The sequence below is a fragment of the Thermodesulfobacteriota bacterium genome (assembly GCA_040753795.1).
GTDB lineage: Bacteria > Desulfobacterota > Desulfobacteria > Desulfobacterales > Desulfosudaceae > JBFMDX01.
Genome location: JBFMDX010000002.1, coordinates 429,124 through 446,777 on the forward strand (window position 1 = coordinate 429,124; position 17,654 = coordinate 446,777).

At 57.1% G+C, this 17,654-nt stretch carries 16 protein-coding genes; 8 read left to right on the forward strand and 8 right to left on the reverse strand.

Annotation, left to right across the window (positions count from 1 at the left end; all coding sequences use genetic code 11):
* Positions 1 to 125: 125 nt before the first annotated feature.
* The 4 genes from AB1724_04760 to AB1724_04775 all read right to left on the reverse strand — a co-directional run bounded on the left by AB1724_04760 (position 126) and on the right by AB1724_04775 (position 5,270).
* The gene (locus AB1724_04760) at positions 126 to 1,853 is read right to left on the reverse strand and encodes a GEGP motif-containing diheme protein (GenBank protein MEW6077097.1); all 1,728 of its coding nucleotides are present in this window, start codon (positions 1,851 to 1,853) and stop codon (positions 126 to 128) included.
* 21 nt (positions 1,854 to 1,874) lie between these two features.
* A complete protein-coding gene (locus AB1724_04765) occupies positions 1,875 to 3,179 on the reverse strand; it encodes a porin (protein MEW6077098.1) in 1,305 nt (434 codons plus the stop codon).
* A gap of 390 nt (positions 3,180 to 3,569) precedes the next feature.
* Positions 3,570 to 4,478 (reverse strand): helix-turn-helix transcriptional regulator, encoded by a 909-nt coding sequence (locus AB1724_04770; protein MEW6077099.1) that lies wholly within the window; start codon positions 4,476 to 4,478, stop codon positions 3,570 to 3,572.
* Between the two features lie 30 nt (positions 4,479 to 4,508).
* Positions 4,509 to 5,270 carry a lysophospholipid acyltransferase family protein gene (locus AB1724_04775; GenBank protein MEW6077100.1) on the reverse strand — a complete coding sequence of 254 codons (762 nt, stop codon included), beginning with the start codon at positions 5,268 to 5,270 and terminating at the stop codon, positions 4,509 to 4,511.
* Between the two features lie 216 nt (positions 5,271 to 5,486).
* Between AB1724_04775 and coaBC the strand changes: the two genes are divergently transcribed.
* From coaBC to AB1724_04790, 3 genes are all read left to right on the forward strand, one after another.
* On the forward strand, positions 5,487 to 6,710 hold the full coding sequence (gene coaBC, locus AB1724_04780) for a bifunctional phosphopantothenoylcysteine decarboxylase/phosphopantothenate--cysteine ligase CoaBC (GenBank protein MEW6077101.1): 1,224 nt from the start codon (positions 5,487 to 5,489) through the stop codon (positions 6,708 to 6,710).
* A gap of 62 nt (positions 6,711 to 6,772) precedes the next feature.
* Positions 6,773 to 7,570 carry an undecaprenyl-diphosphate phosphatase gene (locus AB1724_04785; protein MEW6077102.1) on the forward strand — a complete coding sequence of 266 codons (798 nt, stop codon included), beginning with the start codon at positions 6,773 to 6,775 and terminating at the stop codon, positions 7,568 to 7,570.
* Between the two features lie 186 nt (positions 7,571 to 7,756).
* Entirely contained in the window at positions 7,757 to 8,107 is a 351-nt protein-coding gene (locus AB1724_04790) for a hypothetical protein (GenBank protein MEW6077103.1), read from the forward strand.
* Positions 8,108 to 8,113: 6 nt separating this feature from the next.
* On the opposite strand, the gene AB1724_04795 is transcribed toward AB1724_04790, so the two are convergent.
* Genes AB1724_04795 through larE form a run of 3 tightly spaced genes read right to left on the reverse strand, consistent with a single transcriptional unit; the run spans position 8,114 to position 11,161 of the window.
* Positions 8,114 to 8,584, reverse strand: a complete 471-nt coding sequence (locus AB1724_04795) for a nucleoside deaminase (GenBank protein MEW6077104.1) — start codon at positions 8,582 to 8,584, stop codon at positions 8,114 to 8,116.
* 15 nt (positions 8,585 to 8,599) lie between these two features.
* On the reverse strand, positions 8,600 to 10,300 hold the full coding sequence (locus AB1724_04800) for a glutamine--tRNA ligase/YqeY domain fusion protein (GenBank protein ID MEW6077105.1): 1,701 nt from the start codon (positions 10,298 to 10,300) through the stop codon (positions 8,600 to 8,602).
* Between the two features lie 12 nt (positions 10,301 to 10,312).
* Positions 10,313 to 11,161: an ATP-dependent sacrificial sulfur transferase LarE gene (gene larE / locus AB1724_04805; GenBank protein MEW6077106.1), complete on the reverse strand. Its 849-nt coding sequence runs from the start codon at positions 11,159 to 11,161 to the stop codon at positions 10,313 to 10,315.
* A gap of 97 nt (positions 11,162 to 11,258) precedes the next feature.
* Here larE and AB1724_04810 point away from each other — a divergent pair, with 97 nt between their 5' ends.
* Together AB1724_04810 and AB1724_04815 are read left to right on the forward strand one after the other, a co-directional pair.
* Positions 11,259 to 12,743: a hypothetical protein gene (locus AB1724_04810; protein ID MEW6077107.1), complete on the forward strand. Its 1,485-nt coding sequence runs from the start codon at positions 11,259 to 11,261 to the stop codon at positions 12,741 to 12,743.
* Between the two features lie 110 nt (positions 12,744 to 12,853).
* Entirely contained in the window at positions 12,854 to 13,462 is a 609-nt protein-coding gene (locus AB1724_04815; protein ID MEW6077108.1) for a GTPase domain-containing protein, read from the forward strand.
* 179 nt (positions 13,463 to 13,641) lie between these two features.
* Here the strand turns inward: AB1724_04815 and AB1724_04820 are convergent, their stop codons facing one another.
* Positions 13,642 to 15,012, reverse strand: a complete 1,371-nt coding sequence (locus AB1724_04820; protein ID MEW6077109.1) for a sigma 54-interacting transcriptional regulator — start codon at positions 15,010 to 15,012, stop codon at positions 13,642 to 13,644.
* A gap of 199 nt (positions 15,013 to 15,211) precedes the next feature.
* On the opposite strand from AB1724_04820, the gene AB1724_04825 reads away from it, so the two are divergent.
* The 3 genes from AB1724_04825 to AB1724_04835 are packed head-to-tail and all read left to right on the forward strand — an operon-like array spanning position 15,212 to position 17,654.
* Positions 15,212 to 17,017: a DUF3373 family protein gene (locus AB1724_04825; GenBank protein MEW6077110.1), complete on the forward strand. Its 1,806-nt coding sequence runs from the start codon at positions 15,212 to 15,214 to the stop codon at positions 17,015 to 17,017.
* Between the two features lie 7 nt (positions 17,018 to 17,024).
* On the forward strand, positions 17,025 to 17,276 hold the full coding sequence (locus tag AB1724_04830) for a sulfurtransferase TusA family protein (protein MEW6077111.1): 252 nt from the start codon (positions 17,025 to 17,027) through the stop codon (positions 17,274 to 17,276).
* 33 nt (positions 17,277 to 17,309) lie between these two features.
* Positions 17,310 to 17,654 (forward strand): cytochrome c, encoded by a 345-nt coding sequence (locus tag AB1724_04835; protein ID MEW6077112.1) that lies wholly within the window; start codon positions 17,310 to 17,312, stop codon positions 17,652 to 17,654.

Below are 17,654 nucleotides of genomic sequence, written 5' to 3' on the forward strand. Positions count from 1 at the left end.
ACCGACGGAAACAAACTGAAAATAACACCATCATGATGGCAGGGGGTAGTCGCGGGCGAAGAATGCCGGAAGGGCGAATCGGATAAATATGTCCTGTCCGCCCTCCCGGCTCCTTGGAATAAAGGCTATTCGGCCGTAATCGTGTCAATAAAACAGGTGCCGCCGGAAGACCCGCCCGACGAACCGCCGGCTTTTTCACCCAGGGCAAAGGGGTCATGGATGGTTCCGTCGGCGGCTCCATCCGCGTCCGTGGCCGGATCGCCGTCGGTCAGCGTGACCGTGATGGTTTCGTCGCCGTCGTTGCTGCTAAAGGGCATCTGGACCCAGCCGCCGGCCGCCGTAATTTTGTAAATCCTGGCCGACTGCACAACCGCATCCGGGAAGACGATGGTAATGACCACCGATCCGCCCGGCGCCAGCCCCGTCACCTGAAAATCAAAAACCCCATAGGGGAATTCCTGGTTCGGTTTGCCCGTCTGGGTCAGATCGGCGTCGTCATCGTTCATGGCCGCTACAGCGGCAAAGGCGCCGGCGGAGGTGTGCAGGATGACCTGTCCCTGGCCCGTGGCGCTGTTTGGCTTGGCCGTGTCCGTATCCTGATAGTCGAGGATGCCGTCGCCGTCATAATCGTCGCTGCCGGTTCCTTCCTCGCTGTCCACCAGACCGTTGCCGTTGGAATCGCCGTCAATGGCGCCGTAGATCACGATCTTCTCCTGATCGACATAATTCCACCCGGCCTCGAGAATATCGATGTCGGTGGTCCCTTCCGGCAGGGGTTCGACCTTAATGATGGTGGCCGATCGGCTACAGGCGCCGGCATTATGGTCCCAGTCCTCGACGTAAGGCCAGACGACTTCCTGCTGATCGGACCGGCTGGACTGATCCGGAGCGCTGGGATACTTCTGCGGCACCACCACCCGGAAGGGGCCTTCTCCATCCAGTTTGTTTTCGTCATTAAGGACACCGGGGTCAAGGTTGGCGCCTTCCCGCTTGAGCGCCAGGATCGCCTTTAACCCGCCGGCAACGGTAATGTTGTCCCCATGGGCCCGGCCGACGCAGGACGGCGCGCTGTAATCGCACCAGCCATAGTCGGGGTTGGTGTCCGCGTCAGCTTCGATGTTGTAAAAGTAGGTGCTTGGCGGATACTGGTAGGCCTGGCCCGGCATGTTGCCGTAGACATGGTACATCTCCAGGGCCGCATCAAACTCAAGCGGATGAGACTGGGACCATCCATCCGGCGCGTAAACCCATATGCCCGTGGCGCTCGGAAGAATACCGGCGTCATCCAGCAGGTCTTTCATGGGAACACCGGTATACTGAACATAGTTGTCCTGGGAACGACTGGCGTTCATCAATAAAAACTGGGTGTGCTGGGAAAGCGCTTCGAGCTGGGCCCGGGTATAAACCCGGAAGGGAGCCGTAATTTTGCTCGGGTCATCGGTCGCGTCCCCGGGATAACGGTTGGCATTGATCTCGGCGATGTTGGTAAAGGTGTCGCCGTCGGAATCCAGCCCTTCAATGTTCGTCACGGCTTCGGCGTCCCGGCCGCCGGTAAAGTAGGCCATGCCGTAGGCGTTCAGCGTATCGGTGATATTCCCGCTGCCGTCATACCCATAGGAATAATGGCACCACTGACAGCTTCCCAGGGTTACCGTGCCCTTGGACCCTTCATAGGAACCACCCTTGTGGCAGAGCACGCACTGATCGAGCTTGGTGCCGGCTTTGCCGGGGTAAGCGCCCAGAAAGTTACTCGAATCGTTTTCTCCCTCGTGATGGTAAGCGGCCATCCCGTTTGTAGCCGCCAGCAGCGCAATCAGCGCCGTCATCAGCAAAAACGTCGTCCTCATCTTCATGATCCTTCCTCCTTAAATAAATTAAAAATCCAGGTAGTAGTTGAAAGTCACCACGTTTTCCTTATCAACGTAATCGATGCTGCCGTCGGGATTGACCCGCACTTTCAGGGGGTCGGAAAAATCGGTGCGGGTATAATCAATGACGATCCGGTGCATGGGGAACAGGATCCAGTTGAAGGCCAGGCTGACGGCATCGGCCTCGCCCACCGATACATTAGCGCCTTCCGTGATCCAGTCTTTGTCGCCGGAAAAATGGTCAAACCGCAGGGCCCACACGAAGGCGCCGTATGTTCCCTCATCGGGGTTGAAAAATGCGGCCGGATGAATCGGCTTGATCACCCCGTCGGCAAGAACGGGCTCCTCGCCCGTCTGGCACCAGATGAGGCTGGCGTACCAGGACGAGAAGTCCGCGTCCCGGTCCGGGCCCGAAACCGGCTGCAACCCGTTGTAGGTCAGGAACATATACTCCGCCTGGGCCGCCAGGGATTTCCAGGTCCAGGCTGTTTCCAGGGCCCGGCGGGCGCGGGCATCCACATCCTGCAGCACCCCGAACTTGGTGTCATGACTCAACACGTAGATGTTCCGGCTGGTGCCCGCCATGCCCGAACTTTTGACCTTGAGATCGATGTTGGCCAGATCGATTCTGGCGTAAGTGGCGGACCCGCCCACCTGCAGGTTTTTCAAGGGATCAAGAGTGGTCCTGCCCAAGGGCTTGAAAACCGCCCGCAAGGCGATTTCCGGATCGTCATGCTCGTTCCCCTTGGTGGAACCGTCATCGCCGTCGCCGTTGAAAAGCCCGATGCCGTAAGCCATGTCTTCCTGAAACAGATCACCGTGGAGCATGACCCCGATGTCCCGCTTCGGTCCCAGGTAGTAGCCCATGGAGCGCTCGGCAAAGGTGATGGCTTTGTCGGCTGTCTGCCATTCCAGGCTGAACGGCTCCTTGAACTGCCCCATCCGGATGGCGTGCGGCGGCAGAACCAGTTCTCCGTAGGCATCGAGCAGGTTGCTGGTTTCGTTCCCCTGGAACTCGTATTCCATGCCGAAACGGAACCAGCGGGTCAGCGCGCCGTTGAAAATCAGCCTGGCCCGGCGGATATCAAAACGGTTGTCGGCCCGCTCCGGTTCGCCATACCAGGAATAATTGCCCTGGAATGAACCGCCGAAGCGCAGCTCCATGCCGCCTTCTTCTTCGGATTTGAGGTAAAATCCGCCTTTATAGCCGGCCATAAATATTCTTTCCGCCAGGGCGGCAGAAGAGCAGATCAGCGATAAACCCAGAACGATTACTAAAACGGCAAAAGAAAATGAAGCCTTAAATGTCATCTTGAAGAATCCCCGAAAAATGGCGGGCCCGTCCGCGTCAGCTTTCAGGCCTGAAACATTTATAAAAATTTATCTGAACCCGTCGCTTTGGCCGTAAGGATAATGGATGAATTGGTTATATTGTGTCAAGCATTATCCGTTTTATTTAAAATTTGTAATTATAATTACAAAAACAAACTAATAATTACAATAATGATGGGATTAGACATGGGAAGATCAGCAACGACTTTACGAGAGCATCAGGCGAAAAAACCGGGTAGAATACGGTATAAGGATAACGGCGTAGCCGGGAGAAGATGACGCCGGCTTTAGCGGGACAACGTCATAGGGGAGTATTGATGAAGCCGTAACAATCTTGTTTTGTTCGTTTTGCGATCCTTCCGGGCGGTTTCAAAGGGGATAAACCATCTTTCCGGATTTGGAAAAATCATAACCGGGAATCTCGGCGGCCATGGCCTTGAATCGAGGTTCGGCCGGCAGTGACAGAAAGGCCTGAATGCTTTTGTGGAAGAACGTTTCCTTATTGATAAGGAAATCGAACCGCTCCCAGTGGGCCGGGATAAACCCCAGGCCGAGGATATCGGCCACGACTCGGATGCCCGGACCGGCATCGGCTTTACCGGACAGGACCGCCAGGCCCACGTCCATGTGGCGCTGCACTTCCCGGTCGTAGCCGGTGATGGCCTCGGGCTTGACGCCCAGTTCCCGGAGGCGGCGGTCAAACCAGAGCCGGGTGCCGGTGGCGGTCGAACGGTTGACAATAGTGATGCCCCTTCCGGCCAGATCGGCCAGGTGGGAAATATTCCTGGGGTTGTCTCTGGCGATGATCAGCCCCTGCTCCCGGAAACAGAAATTGACCACCGCCGGCATGCTGCTCATCTCCTGGGCGGCAAAGGAAAAATTATACTCTTTTTCATCCTCGTCAATCAGATGGGAAGTGGCGATATGACACAACCCCTGCTTTAGCGCCCGGATCCCGCCCAGACTGCCGAGGTTGCCGAAGACGGCGGTGTATTCCGGAAACAGATTCATGAACAACCCCATGGTGCGATCCAGCAGCACGTCATTGCTGCCGGCAATGACAAACAGGGAGGGATAGGCATCAAACAGGCCGGTTTTTGCTTCCGGATAGTTGATGGTGTTGGCCTCGATCCACTGCAACACCAGTCGCTCCGGGAAAAGCCATTTGCCGGTGACTTTGGTGGCCGGCATCTGTTTTTCGGCGACCAGCCGGTAGACCTGCTTTTCGTTGATATCCAGCAGCGAAGCGACTTCTTTGGTGGATAAAAGACGTGACATGGTTGCGCTCTCCGGCAGTTGATTATGATTTTATGGCGGCGTCAGTATAGGGTTGCCCGAGGATTTGGTGGACAACCCGGAGTCGATGGCGCTTTTGACCCGCTGCATCAGGTCATCCCGGTTTTCCGGGGAATAGCCGTCCAGCGGTACGGGGTTGTGTACCACCAGTTCGATGGTACCGGGCCTGATCCGGGCGGTTCCCTTGGGCAGAACCGTGCGGCTTCCCCGCACCGTGACCGGGAGGATGGGGACGCCGGCCGCGAAAGCAATGGCGAACCCCCCTTTCTTAAAGGGCAGCAGTTTGCCGTCCGGGCTGCGGGTGCCCTCCGGGAAGAAAACCACCGAGGCGCCATTGCGGATCTTCTCACCGGCCGCCTCCAGGCTTTTGTAGGCCTTTTCGGGGTTGCCGCGGTCGATGAAAATCTGGCCCATCCGTTCGCAGCCCAGTCCGAAGATGGGGATTTTCCGCAGTTCTTTTTTAATGACCCAGCGCAGTTGCAGCGGCATGAACCCGATCAGGGCCAGAACATCATAATGGCTCTGATGGTTGCTCATGAGGATGTATGACTGCCCGGGTTGAATAGCAGCGCGGTTGAGAAGCCGTACGTTTACGCCGGAGAACAGAAGATTGAGCCGGGCCCAGAACTTGCCGATATAATGGACATGGTTGCCCGTGGGATCCAAATAGGAGCCGAGGATGGTAAGCGTGCCCAGCACCACCGTATTAATAATGATGATCAGGTATAAAACCGGGCGGTAGAGGGCATAAGCGACAGCGGCGATGCGTTTCATGGTACACCTCTGGTTGGTTTCTGTTATCGCGTTTTTTTCTTGTATCAATTTTGGCGATTATTGACAAGTCGTGGAAGACGCCAACGGGGCGGTTAACTATCCCGCGCGTCTCAGGCAACGTGTTTTGCCGCGTCTTTTTATTTTGGATAGTGCCGGGAAATGATATATGATATCAACAATCTGATAATCAGAAACAGAAAATCGCGGGGGGCCGATATGCCGAAAAAAGACAAACCGGGCAGTGCTGTTACACTGGCGGGCAAGCATATTGTTCTGGGTGTTGCCGGCGGGATTGCCGCCTACAAAAGCGCTGAACTGGTCCGTGCCCTGGTCAAGAAGGGCGCTGTCGTCCGGGTGATGATGACAGCCAACGCCTGCCGTTTTGTAGGGCCGATGACCTTTGAAGCGCTTTCGGGAAATCCCGTCTGCCGGGACCTGTGGGCCGGCGGGGAAGAAACCGCCATCCCTCACATCGAATGGGCCGGCCAGGCCGATGCGGTGGTTATCGCGCCGGCTACGGCCAACATGATCGGCAAGCTGGCCAATGGCATCGCCGACGACGCCCTGTCTACTTTCATGATGGCCGTCACTTCGCCGGTGCTGGTCTGTCCGTCCATGAACACCAACATGTATCAGAACCGGGCGGTGCAGCGGAATCTGGCGATATTGAGAAAGGACGGTTACGAGGTGCTGGAACCCGGCACCGGAGAACTGGCCTGCGGTACCTCCGGAGCCGGCCGCATGCCCGAGCCGGATATCATCGTGGATCGCCTCTGCCGGTTGCTGACCCCCAAAGATATGGCCGGGAAAAAGGTGCTGGTGACAGCCGGACCCACCCGGGAATCCATCGACCCGGTCCGGTTTATCAGCAATCATTCCTCCGGCCGCATGGGCTATGCCCTGGCCCGGGCCGCTGAATACCGGGGGGCCGAGGTCACGCTGATCTCCGGGCCGGTCAACCTGGAGCCGCCGGTCAATGTCGCGGTCGTCCCGGTTCAGACTGCCGCGGAAATGGCCGGAGAGACCCTGGCGCGGGTGGCGGCCAGTCATATTATTGTCAAGGTGGCCGCCGTGGGTGATTACCGGGCCAGGGAAGTGGCGGCCCAGAAGATTAAAAAGGGCGGCCGGCCGGAACTGGTGCTTCACCTTGAAGAGAACCCGGACATATTAAAGGAGATCGGCCGCAAAAAGAAAAAACAGATCCTGGTGGGCTTTGCCGCCGAAACCCAGGCCCTGGTGAAAAACGCCAGGACCAAGCTGGCCGAGAAAAACGCCGACCTGATCGTGGCCAACATCGTATCCGGCAAGGACTCCGCCTTTGGCTCCGACACCAACGAAGTCTGTCTGCTGTTCAAGGACGGGCGGGAGGAGCGTCTGCCGCGCCAGGACAAGGAACGACTGGCCCATGTTCTGCTGGACCGGATTCTGGAATTATCCTGACATGACGTTCTGAACTGTTACCGCCGCCGGCCGGCCTGACCTTTTTTCTAAAAAGCATTTTTATGGATATCATCATCGCGCTGGTTCTCGGCCTGGTTGAAGGGCTGACGGAGTTTCTGCCGGTCTCTTCGACCGGGCACCTCATTCTGGCCGGTCATTTCTTCGGGTTTACCGGCCCCAAGGCCGCCACCTTTGAAATCGTTATTCAACTGGGAGCGATTCTTTCGGTTGTCGTCCTTTATCGGCAACGGTTTGCCGGGCTGATCCCGGCGCGGTCCGGACCCCGTCCCCCGTTTTCCGGGTGGCGGGGTCTGTGGCTCCTGTTTCTGACCAGTCTGCCCCCGGCCCTGCTCGGCCTGCTGATTCACGATGTCATCAAAGAACGGCTCTTCAACCCCATGACCGTGGCCTGGGCCCTGGCCGTGGGCGGCCTGGCCATGATCCTGGCGGAGGGCCGGAAATCAGCGGCCCGAATCACGGAGATGGATCGGATCACGCCGAAAATGGCCCTCGGCATCGGCCTGTTCCAGTGCCTGTCCCTGTGGCCCGGGTTTTCCCGTTCGGCCGCCACCATCATGGGGGGAATGATCCTGGGAACCGACCGCAAAGTCGCGGCCGAATATTCCTTTGTGGCGGCGGTACCCATCATGATCGCGGCTACGGGCTATGACTTTTACAAATGCCTGGACCTGCTGGACACGGCCGATCTGCCGTTTTTTGCCGCGGGGTTCGGGGTATCCTTTGTCTCCGCGCTTCTGGCCGTCGAAATCTTTATCCGTCTGGTCGGCCGGATGAGCCTGCGTCCCTTTGCTTACTACCGCCTGGTTCTCGCGCCCCTGGTGCTTCTGTTCTGGGCATAATAATTCGGCGGCTTCTGTCTATAAAAAGCGCCAGCGATGAGATTGGATCTGTCGATGACGGATAAGGAAAAAAGGTGCCAGGAAGAAAAACTGAAAAAATTAATCGCGGACTTGCGCAATCGTTTGCGAAAGGGCTCTTTTCCCCTGAACCATATTTTCAACATGTTGCCCGGAAACAGAGCTATCTTGAAAAAGATCCGGGCACTGGAATCCGCGACCCTTTCCGATAAGGCGCCGAAAGAAAAAACCCTGTCGGCCTTGTGGCAGATTTACGGCATGGCTCCCCCGGCCATCTACTACCTGGCTCCGGATGACTACGGGCTTGACCTGTTGAAAAAATGGATAGAAATCCTGTACGGCAGAAAGACCCTGGATGAACTTGATTTAGACCGGCGGATAGAACAGATCGCCGAAGGATACGCAAGGGCACATCGCAACAATGAGGGAATCCGTTTTGTTTTCGGGCCGCCGGTAGAGACCCTGATTAATCAGCTTTCAACGGAACTTCCGCCGTATGAGGAGGATGGGGCCGGGTAAACCGGGTTAATACCGGGCCCGGTCGGGCATACCGGCGAACTCGGCCATCAAAGCCTGTATTTCCTCAACCGGCATGGCAAGGCAGGGGACCTTCCGCTGATCCGGCGGCAGGCTGAACTCCCGGTAAAAGGCGGCGTCATCAAAACCGATGGCCGCGGCCTCGGTAATGGAGAACCCGTAATAGACCCGGTCGATGCGGGCCCAGTAGACCGCTCCCAGGCACATGGGGCAGGGTTGGCCGGTGGTATAAAGTTGGCATCCTTCCAGGCAATAGGTGCCAAGGCGCCGGGCCGCGTCGCGGATGGCCACGATTTCCCCGTGGGCCGTGGGGTCGCCGTCGGCAATCACGCGGTTCCAGCCTTCGCCCACGACGCGGCCGTCGCGCACCACCACCGCGCCAAAGGGCCCGCCCGCTCCGGCGGTCATTCCGTTCCGGGCCAGTTCAATGGCCCGCCGCATGAAGCCGTTGCCGTCCATGAATTCAGTCGTCCTTCACGATTGCGTTCCGCCTGCGGTCCCCTGAATTTTGGCCCAGGTGTCCCGCAGGGTGACCGTGCGGTTGAATACCGGCCGGTCCGGGGCAGTGTCTTTTGAGTCCAGGCAGAAATAGCCCATCCGTTCAAACTGGAAGTTTTCCCCGGCTTGCGCCTCCGCCAGGGCCGGCTCAAGATAGCAGGGGTAAAGGGCTTCCAGGCTGGCCGGGTTGAGATGATCGGTGAATGCCCTGCCGTCTGTTTCGGCGGCCGGGTTGTCGCAGGTAAACAGCCGGTCGTAAAGCCGCACTTCCGCTGAAACCGCCTGGTCGGCCGCGACCCAGTGCAAAGTGGCCTTGACCTTGCGGCCGTCAGGCGCGTCGCCGCCCCGGGTGGCCGGATCATAGGTGCAGCGCAGCTCCGTTATTTCGCCGCTGGCCGGATCTTTGACCACGGATTCGCATTTGATGAAATAGGCGTACCGCAGGCGGACCTCCTTGCCGGGCGAGAGCCGGTAAAATTTTTTTGGCGGGTTTTCCATGAAATCGTCCCGCTCGATGAAAAGCGTTTTCGAAAACCGTATCCGGCGGCTGCCGGCCCCCGGATCTTCCGGGTTGTTGACGGCCTCCATTTCCTCGCTTTGGTGGTCGGGGTAGTTCTCAATAACCACCTTGAGCGGGCGCAGGACAGCCATGCGGCGGGGCGCTTCCCGGTTGAGAATATCGCGGATGGTGAATTCCAGCAGGGCCAGGTCCACCAGGCTGTCTTTTTTGGCGATGCCGATTTTTTCGCAGAACTCCCTCAAGGCCAGAGCCGGAACCCCCCGGCGCCGCAGTCCCGCCAGGGTCGGCATGCGCGGATCATCCCAGCCGGATACCCGCTTTTCCGCCACCAGCAGGTTGAGCTTGCGCTTGCTTAAAACCGTGTAGCTTAAGTTCAGGCGGGCGAATTCAATCTGCCTGGGACGGGGCTCGTCCGTCAGCTGGTTGACGAACCAGTCGTATAGGGGCCGGTTGTTGGCGAATTCCAGGGTACACAGGGAGTGGGTGATATGCTCCAGGGCGTCGGACAGGGGATGGGCAAAATCGTACATGGGATAGATGCACCATTTGTCGCCGGTGCGGTGGTGATGGGCCTTCCGGATCCGGTAAATAGCCGGATCGCGCAGGCAGAGGTTGGGCGAGGCCATGTCGATTTTCGCCCGCAGGACGTACTGGCCTTCGGGAAATTCACCCGCCCGCATGCGCGCGAACAAATCCAGGCTTTCTGACGTCGGACGGTCGCGAAAAGGGCTTTCCCGTCCCGGTTCGGTCAGGGTCCCCCGGGTTTCGCGGATCTGCTCCGGGGAAAGCCCGCAGACATAGGCCTTGCCTTCGGTGATGAGGCGGACGGCGAATTGATAGAGTTGTTCAAAATAATCGGAGGCGTAGTAGATCCGCTCGCCGGGATCAAACCCCAGCCACTTGACGTCTTCGTGAATGGAATCGACATACTCAACCTCTTCCCTGCCGGGGTTGGTGTCGTCAAAGCGCAGGTTGCAGACGCTGTGGTCGTATTGCGCGGCAATGCCGAAATTCAGGCAGATGGATTTGGCATGACCGATATGAAGATAGCCGTTGGGTTCGGGAGGAAAGCGGGTGATCAAACCCCCGGGATATTTTCCTTCGGTCAGGTCGGCATTAATAATTTTTCTGATAAAGTCCGTCTGCTGCTGGTCCATTTTTCACTCCCGTCAAACAAGGTCCATGCCGCCGCTTATATAGCCGTAAAGGTCCGCGGTCACATGGGTGAAACCGATTTTTTTAAACTCGGTGGTTATGACTTGGCGAAACGCCCTGTCGGACAGGGCCGCTATTTTTTCCTCCGGCACTTCGATTCTGGCCATGCCGGCATGGACTCTGACCCGGCAGGGTGAAAACCCGAGCCCGATGAGGCAATCCTCGGCCTGTTCGATCATGATCAGCCGCTCCGGTGTCAGCCGGGTGCCGTAGGGAACCCGCGTGGCCAGACAGGGTTCTGCCGGCCTGTCCCAGTTGTCAAGCCCCGCCTCTTTAGCCAGTTCCCGGATGTCCTGCTTGGTCAGCCCGGCGTCCGCCAGGGGGGAGACTACGCCCATTTCCCGGCCGGCCGCCAGCCCCGGCCGGAATTCGTTAAGGTCATCGACGCAGACGCCGTCGGCCAGGCTGAAAAGATTCAACTCGGCGGCGGCTGCCGCGATTTCGGCCCACATGATTTTTTTGCATTGATAGCAGCGGTCTCTGGTGTTTTCGGCAAAGGCGTCCCGGTTTAGCCGGTCGGTGGGCACTTCCCGGTGAACAACGCCGATACTTTCCGCCAGACGGGCGGCTTCCCTCGCGCCGCGCCGGGGGTGGGGCAGACCAACGGATGTTAAGGCCGCGACCCGGTCACCCAGGATGGCATGGGCCGCTGCCAGCAGAAAGGCGCTGTCCACGCCGCCGGAAAAAGCCACGGCCAGGCGATCGTAAGCACTCAGGATGTCTGTAAGTTTGGCTTTTTTCTCTCTGGTTCTCATTTTTCGGGTATCGCGCCGCCTGATGCCGTCATTTTTTAATGCTGTCAAGAGGAAATTGCTTTACTTAAAAACCGGTTTATAATAGGTTTAAAATTTGGATATGCTACAGGAAAAATAGATTATTTTCAAAGGAGTTTAAGCGGGTATGGGTAAAAAAAGTCTGTTCCAGCCGACCGGTGGATCGGGGAAAGCGAAAAAAGAGGTCGGGGCCAAGAAAGCGGCCGGCAAGAAAAAAGCGGCCGCGGCCAAGAAAGCAGTCGAAGCGAAAAAAGCGCCGGCGCCGAAAAAGGCCGCTGGCAAAAAGACCGCCATTAAAGCGGCCCCGGCGTTACCGCCTGAAACTGTCGTCAGCCCGGCTGAAGAGAGCCGTCTGCCTGCGCCGGAGCCGGAAAAAGAGATGACCCCCCAGGCGCCGGAAACGACCCCTTCGGCTGTCGAGCCGTCACCGCAAAAGGATATTGTTGACGAGACCCCGGCGGTGCCGGCAGTTGTGCAGGAGTCTGCGGGGGATATTGTCGCCGAGGCGCCGGCGCCGGTTACGGAAGCCGAATCCGGCCTCACCGAAGCCAATCCGCCGGTTACGGAAACCAGCGTGAGTGAAGAAGCGACTGCGGCCGAGCCGGTTCCCGAAACCGCTGTTGCCCCGGCCGAAGACGCCGGCCCTCCTGAAACGGAACCGGATATGACCGCTCCGGTGCAAGCGGCGGTGGAAACGGTCGCTGATCCGGAACCGTTAAAGGAGACAACGGCCGAGGCGTCGGCTGAGGCGGTGCCCGTCGCTACGGCGGAGCCTGTCGTGGCCGAAGCCGGCCCTGCGGAGACGGAAGTCGGTGCCAGCGCGGACGCAGGCGGGGCGGAACCGGAATCCACGCCGGTGTCCGTATCAGCCCCCGCCCCGGAAAAAGAAACCCTTGTCGCAGCCGCTCCAGCGGCTGTTGATCCTGAGCCGGAAAAAGAAACGGTTGCCCCCGTGCGGGAACCCGAAGCGATTGAAATACCGGAAAGCGACAGGCGTTGTTTTGAAACGGCCGTACCGGCCCTGGAACCTGACGTGGCGCCTTTTGAAAACGATCCGTTGATCGGCGGGAAATCGATTGTTTCAGCCATTGCCGGCCTTTGTGTTCTGATTATGATTCTCTTTATTTCCAGCGCCTCCAATTCCGGCAGATATTACATTAAAGAAAGCAAGGGCGCCGTTAAAGTCTGGAAAGGGACTTTTTCCCCGGCCGGGAAGGAACGCATCATGATCCTGCCTGGGGCGCACTGGACCGGTCCTTTACGGGCCAGCTACTCCCAGGAGGAAGTGTTTTCTTTCGCGGCCCGGTATTATCTGGAAAAAGCCCTGTCCCTGACGGAAGATCCCGCCTCGAAAGATTTTGATCGAATGACATACTATCTCGGCCGGGCCGGGGAAATGGTGGCTGACGGCGAATCCCGCGAAGCCGCGGCCGTCATCAGTCAGGCAAAGGAGCGTATCGCCGAGGTCCAGACCCTGCAATCCAGCGGAGAACGAACGGCTGCCGCTCTGGCCCGGGAAAAGCTCAACGCCGTCGGACAGGCCTTGACGGCTCTGGTTACCGGCTTGACTGAAAATGGCGGAGAGCCGGTCGGGGGTGGCGCCGGCCATTAGGGAAATCGCGGGAACTGAATCCACAGGACCGGGACGGTCTATTTGTTATTATGGAACAATAGCGGTTCGTTCCCTGGTTACGGCGGTTTGCGAATGAAAAGAGGGGGGGCATGGCAAATTATAATCTTCAGACCAAAGAGATCGAATGCAAGATCGTTTACTACGGTCCCGGCCGCGGGGGCAAAACCACCAACCTGGAGCAGATATACAAGACACAGAAAAAGCATGTTACCGGTGAGATGACCTCCATCGATACTGAAGGAGACCGGACCCTGTTTTTTGATTTTCTCCCCATGGACCTGGGCCAGATAAAGGGCTGCAATGTCCGGGTGCAGCTGTTCACCGTGCCCGGCCAGGTGAAATACCACAAGACCCGGAAGATCGTTCTAAAAGGGGTGGACGGCATCGTGTTCGTGGCCGATTCCATGGAGATCCGGCGGGCCAAGAACATGGAGTCCCTTAAGGACCTCCAGGGTAATCTGAAGGATTATGGCTTGAGTATCTTCAAAATCCCCCTGGTGCTGCAGTTCAATAAGCGTGACCTTGAGGCCGAGGGGATTCCGATCATGTCGGTGGAGCAGATGGAGAAGGACTTGAACCGCCAGTTGAAGGCCCCGACCTTCACCGCCAGCGCCTTCAAGGGGATCGGCGTGACCAAGTCATTGCAGCAGTGCCTGGCGATGACGCTGGCTGCCCTCAAGCGCGCCAGCCAATGGTAAACCGATTCCAAATCAAAGCGCTCTCTTTGTTGGCTGCGTCGTCGGCTCCTCGACGTATTACAATACGCCTGCGTCGCCTCCTCCTGGCCGCCTTGAGATCATCTTTGATTTGAATCCGGTTCTGGGAAAAACAATTGGTGATCATTCCCTCGACCCCTTGAATCCCTGAACCCTTTCGTTTATTTCTTCCGAATCGCATCCGGATCAATCCCGTACTTTCGGATCCATTTCCAGATGGTGACCCGGCTTACTCCCATCAGCCGCGCGGCCTCGCTCTGGTTCCCGTTGCAGCGGGCCAGCGCCTGAATCAGGGCCGTCCGGTCGGGAGAGTGACTCTTCCATGTTCGCGACGCATGATCCTTTTCCCCGTTTTCACTGTCGATGATTTTCGATGGCAGGTGATCGATTCCGATGTCGCCTTCATGGCACAGCACCATGGCGTATTCGATGACGTTCCGGAGTTCCCGGACATTGCCCGGCCAGGGGTAATGCATCAGCCGGTCAAGGGCTTCGGATGAAATGCCGGTGATTTTTTTGCGGCTTTTGCGCAGGCCATGAGCAATGAAGTTTTCCACCAGCAGGGGGATGTCTTCCATTCGTTCGGAAAGTGACGGGCAATGGATCGGAAACACATTAATCCGGAAAAAGAGATCTTCCCTGAACCGGTCTGTGACGATGAGCGTGTCCAGGTCCTTGTTGGTGGCCGTGACGATGCGCACGTCCACCGGAATCGGCCGGTGGTCACCCACCCGTTCGATAATCCCGGATTCCAGTACCCGCAGCAGCTTGACCTGGGTCTGCGGGGGAATGTCGCCGATCTCATCCAGAAAAAGTGTACCTTCGTGGGCCGCTTCAAAACGACCGATGCGCATCCGCTCGGCGCCGGTAAAGGCGCCCTTTACGTGTCCGAACAGCTCGCTTTCCAGAAGGTTTTCGTTTAAGGCGGCGCAGTTGACCTTGATAAAGGATTTTTCCCGCCTGGGGCTGACTTCATGAATCGCCATGGCGACCAGCTCCTTGCCGGTCCCGCTCTGCCCCTGGATCATCACCGGCGCGTCCGACTGGGCCACGTTTTCGATAAGCGCGAACATCCGGCGCATGGCCTCGGATACCCCCAGCAGATCATGATAACCGTCCTCCAGGCCCATGGAATTGCGCATGACCTCTATCTTCTGCTGCTGCCGGACGGATTCGGTGATGTCCGTCAGAACCTCCACCGCGCCGATGACCTGACCGGACTTGTCTTTGAGAACGGTGGCGCTTTTGCGGATGTGGACGATCCGATTGTCTTTGTTGATGATGTTGCATTTTTTGTCTTTTGAGCTTCCCCGGTCAAACAGACGGCACCAGGTGTTCGGATTGTCATCCTGGATATGGCAGCCGGTGCAATTTAAGACCCGGCAGGATTTTCCCACCAGTTCATCGCCGGCATAACCGGTGATTTTTTCCGCGGCCGGGTTCACGGCGATGATCACGCCCTTGGCATCAACGACCATGAGACCGTCATTTAACGTATCGAAAACGGGTTTCCAGTATCTGGAGAGATCCATGTCACCTCCATTGCACCTGTATACATGTTAATATGTTAATTAACATTGTTAACATAACGTCAACACCGCTTCCTGTCAACCGGCAAGCCGGATTGTTTATAAATCAACTGTAATCAATATGTTATGTATATTATTTGACTCTGGCATCGCCCTTGCTATGGGGAGTTCAGACTTTCATTAACCCTTAAAGGAGGCAACCATGAGTCGCATCAACCGCACTAAAGCATCGTCCCTGGGGATGATCATTGTTTCATTGTTCCTTATTTTAATGGCATCGCCCGGGCTGGCCACCGGGGAGGCTGATGAAATCCAGTCTCTGAAGGAGAAAATAAAGGAGCTGGATGACCGCCTGAACAAAGCGGAGCTGCATACCGCCACCGACAAGATCTCCTTCGGCGTCGAACTCCGCTCAAAGGTGGACTCGCTGCATTACGACGACATCAGCGCCGCCCCTTCCTGGCTGACCGGCGCTTTCATGGGTCCATTCAACGAAGCCAATTATAACGTCATGATGGGTGCTTTCGGTACCGGCGATTTCACCTCTTTCCGGGATCTGATGGTATCCCAGGGCATGGTCCCCGACGGCACGCCGGTTGACATGTTCCAGTCCATGATTTCGGATATGATGGGTTCGCCGGAAGGCGTTCAAATGCTTCTCCCGGTTATCGGCGGCTTCAGCGGCGTCACCCAGGCCCAGGCCCAGGCCCTGATGGGCATGATGGCGGCGGCCCAAATCCCCGTGGAAAAATACGATGCCGACAACGATACGGTATATACCAACAAGTTTCGCCTGGAAATGGCGGCCAAGGTCAACCAGAAGCTGTCCTTCGGCGGCCGGATGGCCATGTACAAGGTATTCGGTGACAGCTCGGGATACCGGTTCATGACTGGCAGCCCCAGCGATGTCTACCTGGACGGAAACACCAGCAGCCTGCCCCACGGTGACGACATCCATCTGGAACGGGCTTTCTTTAACTATAAGTTCGATGCCGGCTCAATCCCGGCCAACGTTTCCCTGGGACGCCGGCCGGCCACGGACGGTTCCCCGCTGGAATACGGCAATTACGGCCTGGTCGGCGGATCGCCCATGGCGCCCATCATCAACTGGCAGTTTGACGGCGCGTCCATGAATTTCGGTCTGGAGGAGATCACCGGCATACCCGGATTTGATTTCAAACTCTGCTACGGCGTCGGATATGAAAGCGACTGGGGCAACAGCTATTCCCTGAACGGAACCTCCTACGTCGATGACGCGACGTTCGGCGGCTTTATCGCCACTCTCTATAACAACGATCTGACCAGCGTGGAAGTCAACTACGCCCATGCCTGGAATATAACCGATGGGTTCACCGGCCTGGTCATCATGCCTTTTATTCCCTCTAAAAACAGCGACGGGACTTACGCTTTCACGCCGAACACCGGCGGCTACGTCAGCCGCATGGAAGCCTCCACCAATATCGGCGATTTTGATCTGGCGACGGTGGTGTATAAGACAAACTTCTCGGAAAAGCTGGCTGATATCGATTTCTTCTTCGCTCCTTCCTGGAGCCGGACCAATCCGGACGGGATTTCCCGGAATCCCTTCTATGAACTCATGGGACAGGGCCTGGTCAGTACGGCCGACGCTAACGGAGACCTGGACGGAGAAGACGGATACAGCATCTATACCGGCGTGGTACTGCCCATGCCGCTGGCGGCCCGCCTGGGCCTGGAGTTCAACTATGGCTCCAAATACTGGCTCAACATGACCGGAGCGGAAGACTCGCTCGTCGCCAGCAAAATGGCGGCCCGGGGCAAAGTGTATGAGGCCTATTACATTCAGCCCATCGTCAAGAAGAACTTTTTTGTCAAGCTCGGCACCCAATACTATGACTACGACTACACGGGCAGCGGCAACCCTTTGGGTGAGCCGGTGAAGATCGATGACCTGACCGCTTTTGACGCCATGTTTCCGGTCATCGATAAGGTCTGGAACCTTTACGCGTCCACTACCCTGAGATTTTAGGCCTGTTATGAATTTTGATCTGGAACATATCATACCGGAAAAAGTGATGGATATACGGGGCCTGGAAAGCCCGCTGACGCGGTCAAAAGCCCGCAAGGCGCTGAACACCCTCGGTCCGGGCAAGATACTGGAGATATGGTGCACGGACCGGGATTTTGTGAAAGAAATGGAAAAATCGGAAGATCTGGAAGGAAATCAATACATCGGGTGCAGGCATGATCCGGAAGGATACGTCCGTCTGTATCTGGTCAGAAAATAAGTTGAATCAATCAAAAAAAAGGAGGAACATCAAATGTACGGAAAAATGATGGCCATCATGATCAGTGTTGTGATTTCGGGAGTATTTATCTCTTCGGCCTTCGCCGAACTCGCCGGGAACGAGCGCAAAGGGAAATACATTTACCGGAAAATCTATGAGACCTGCCATGCCCGGGGCGAAGTGAATGCGGACACGCCGCCAATCAGCCCGGATGCAAAAACCCAGGAGCAGTGGGAAAGAATTTATAGCCAGAAGGATTTCTCGGCGATGGGCTGCAAGGAGGAATGGTCCAAACTAAGCGAGGAAGACCTGTTGAATATCTTTACGTACCTGCAGGCCCATGCCGCGGATTCGCCTTCACCGGCCAAATGTCAATAA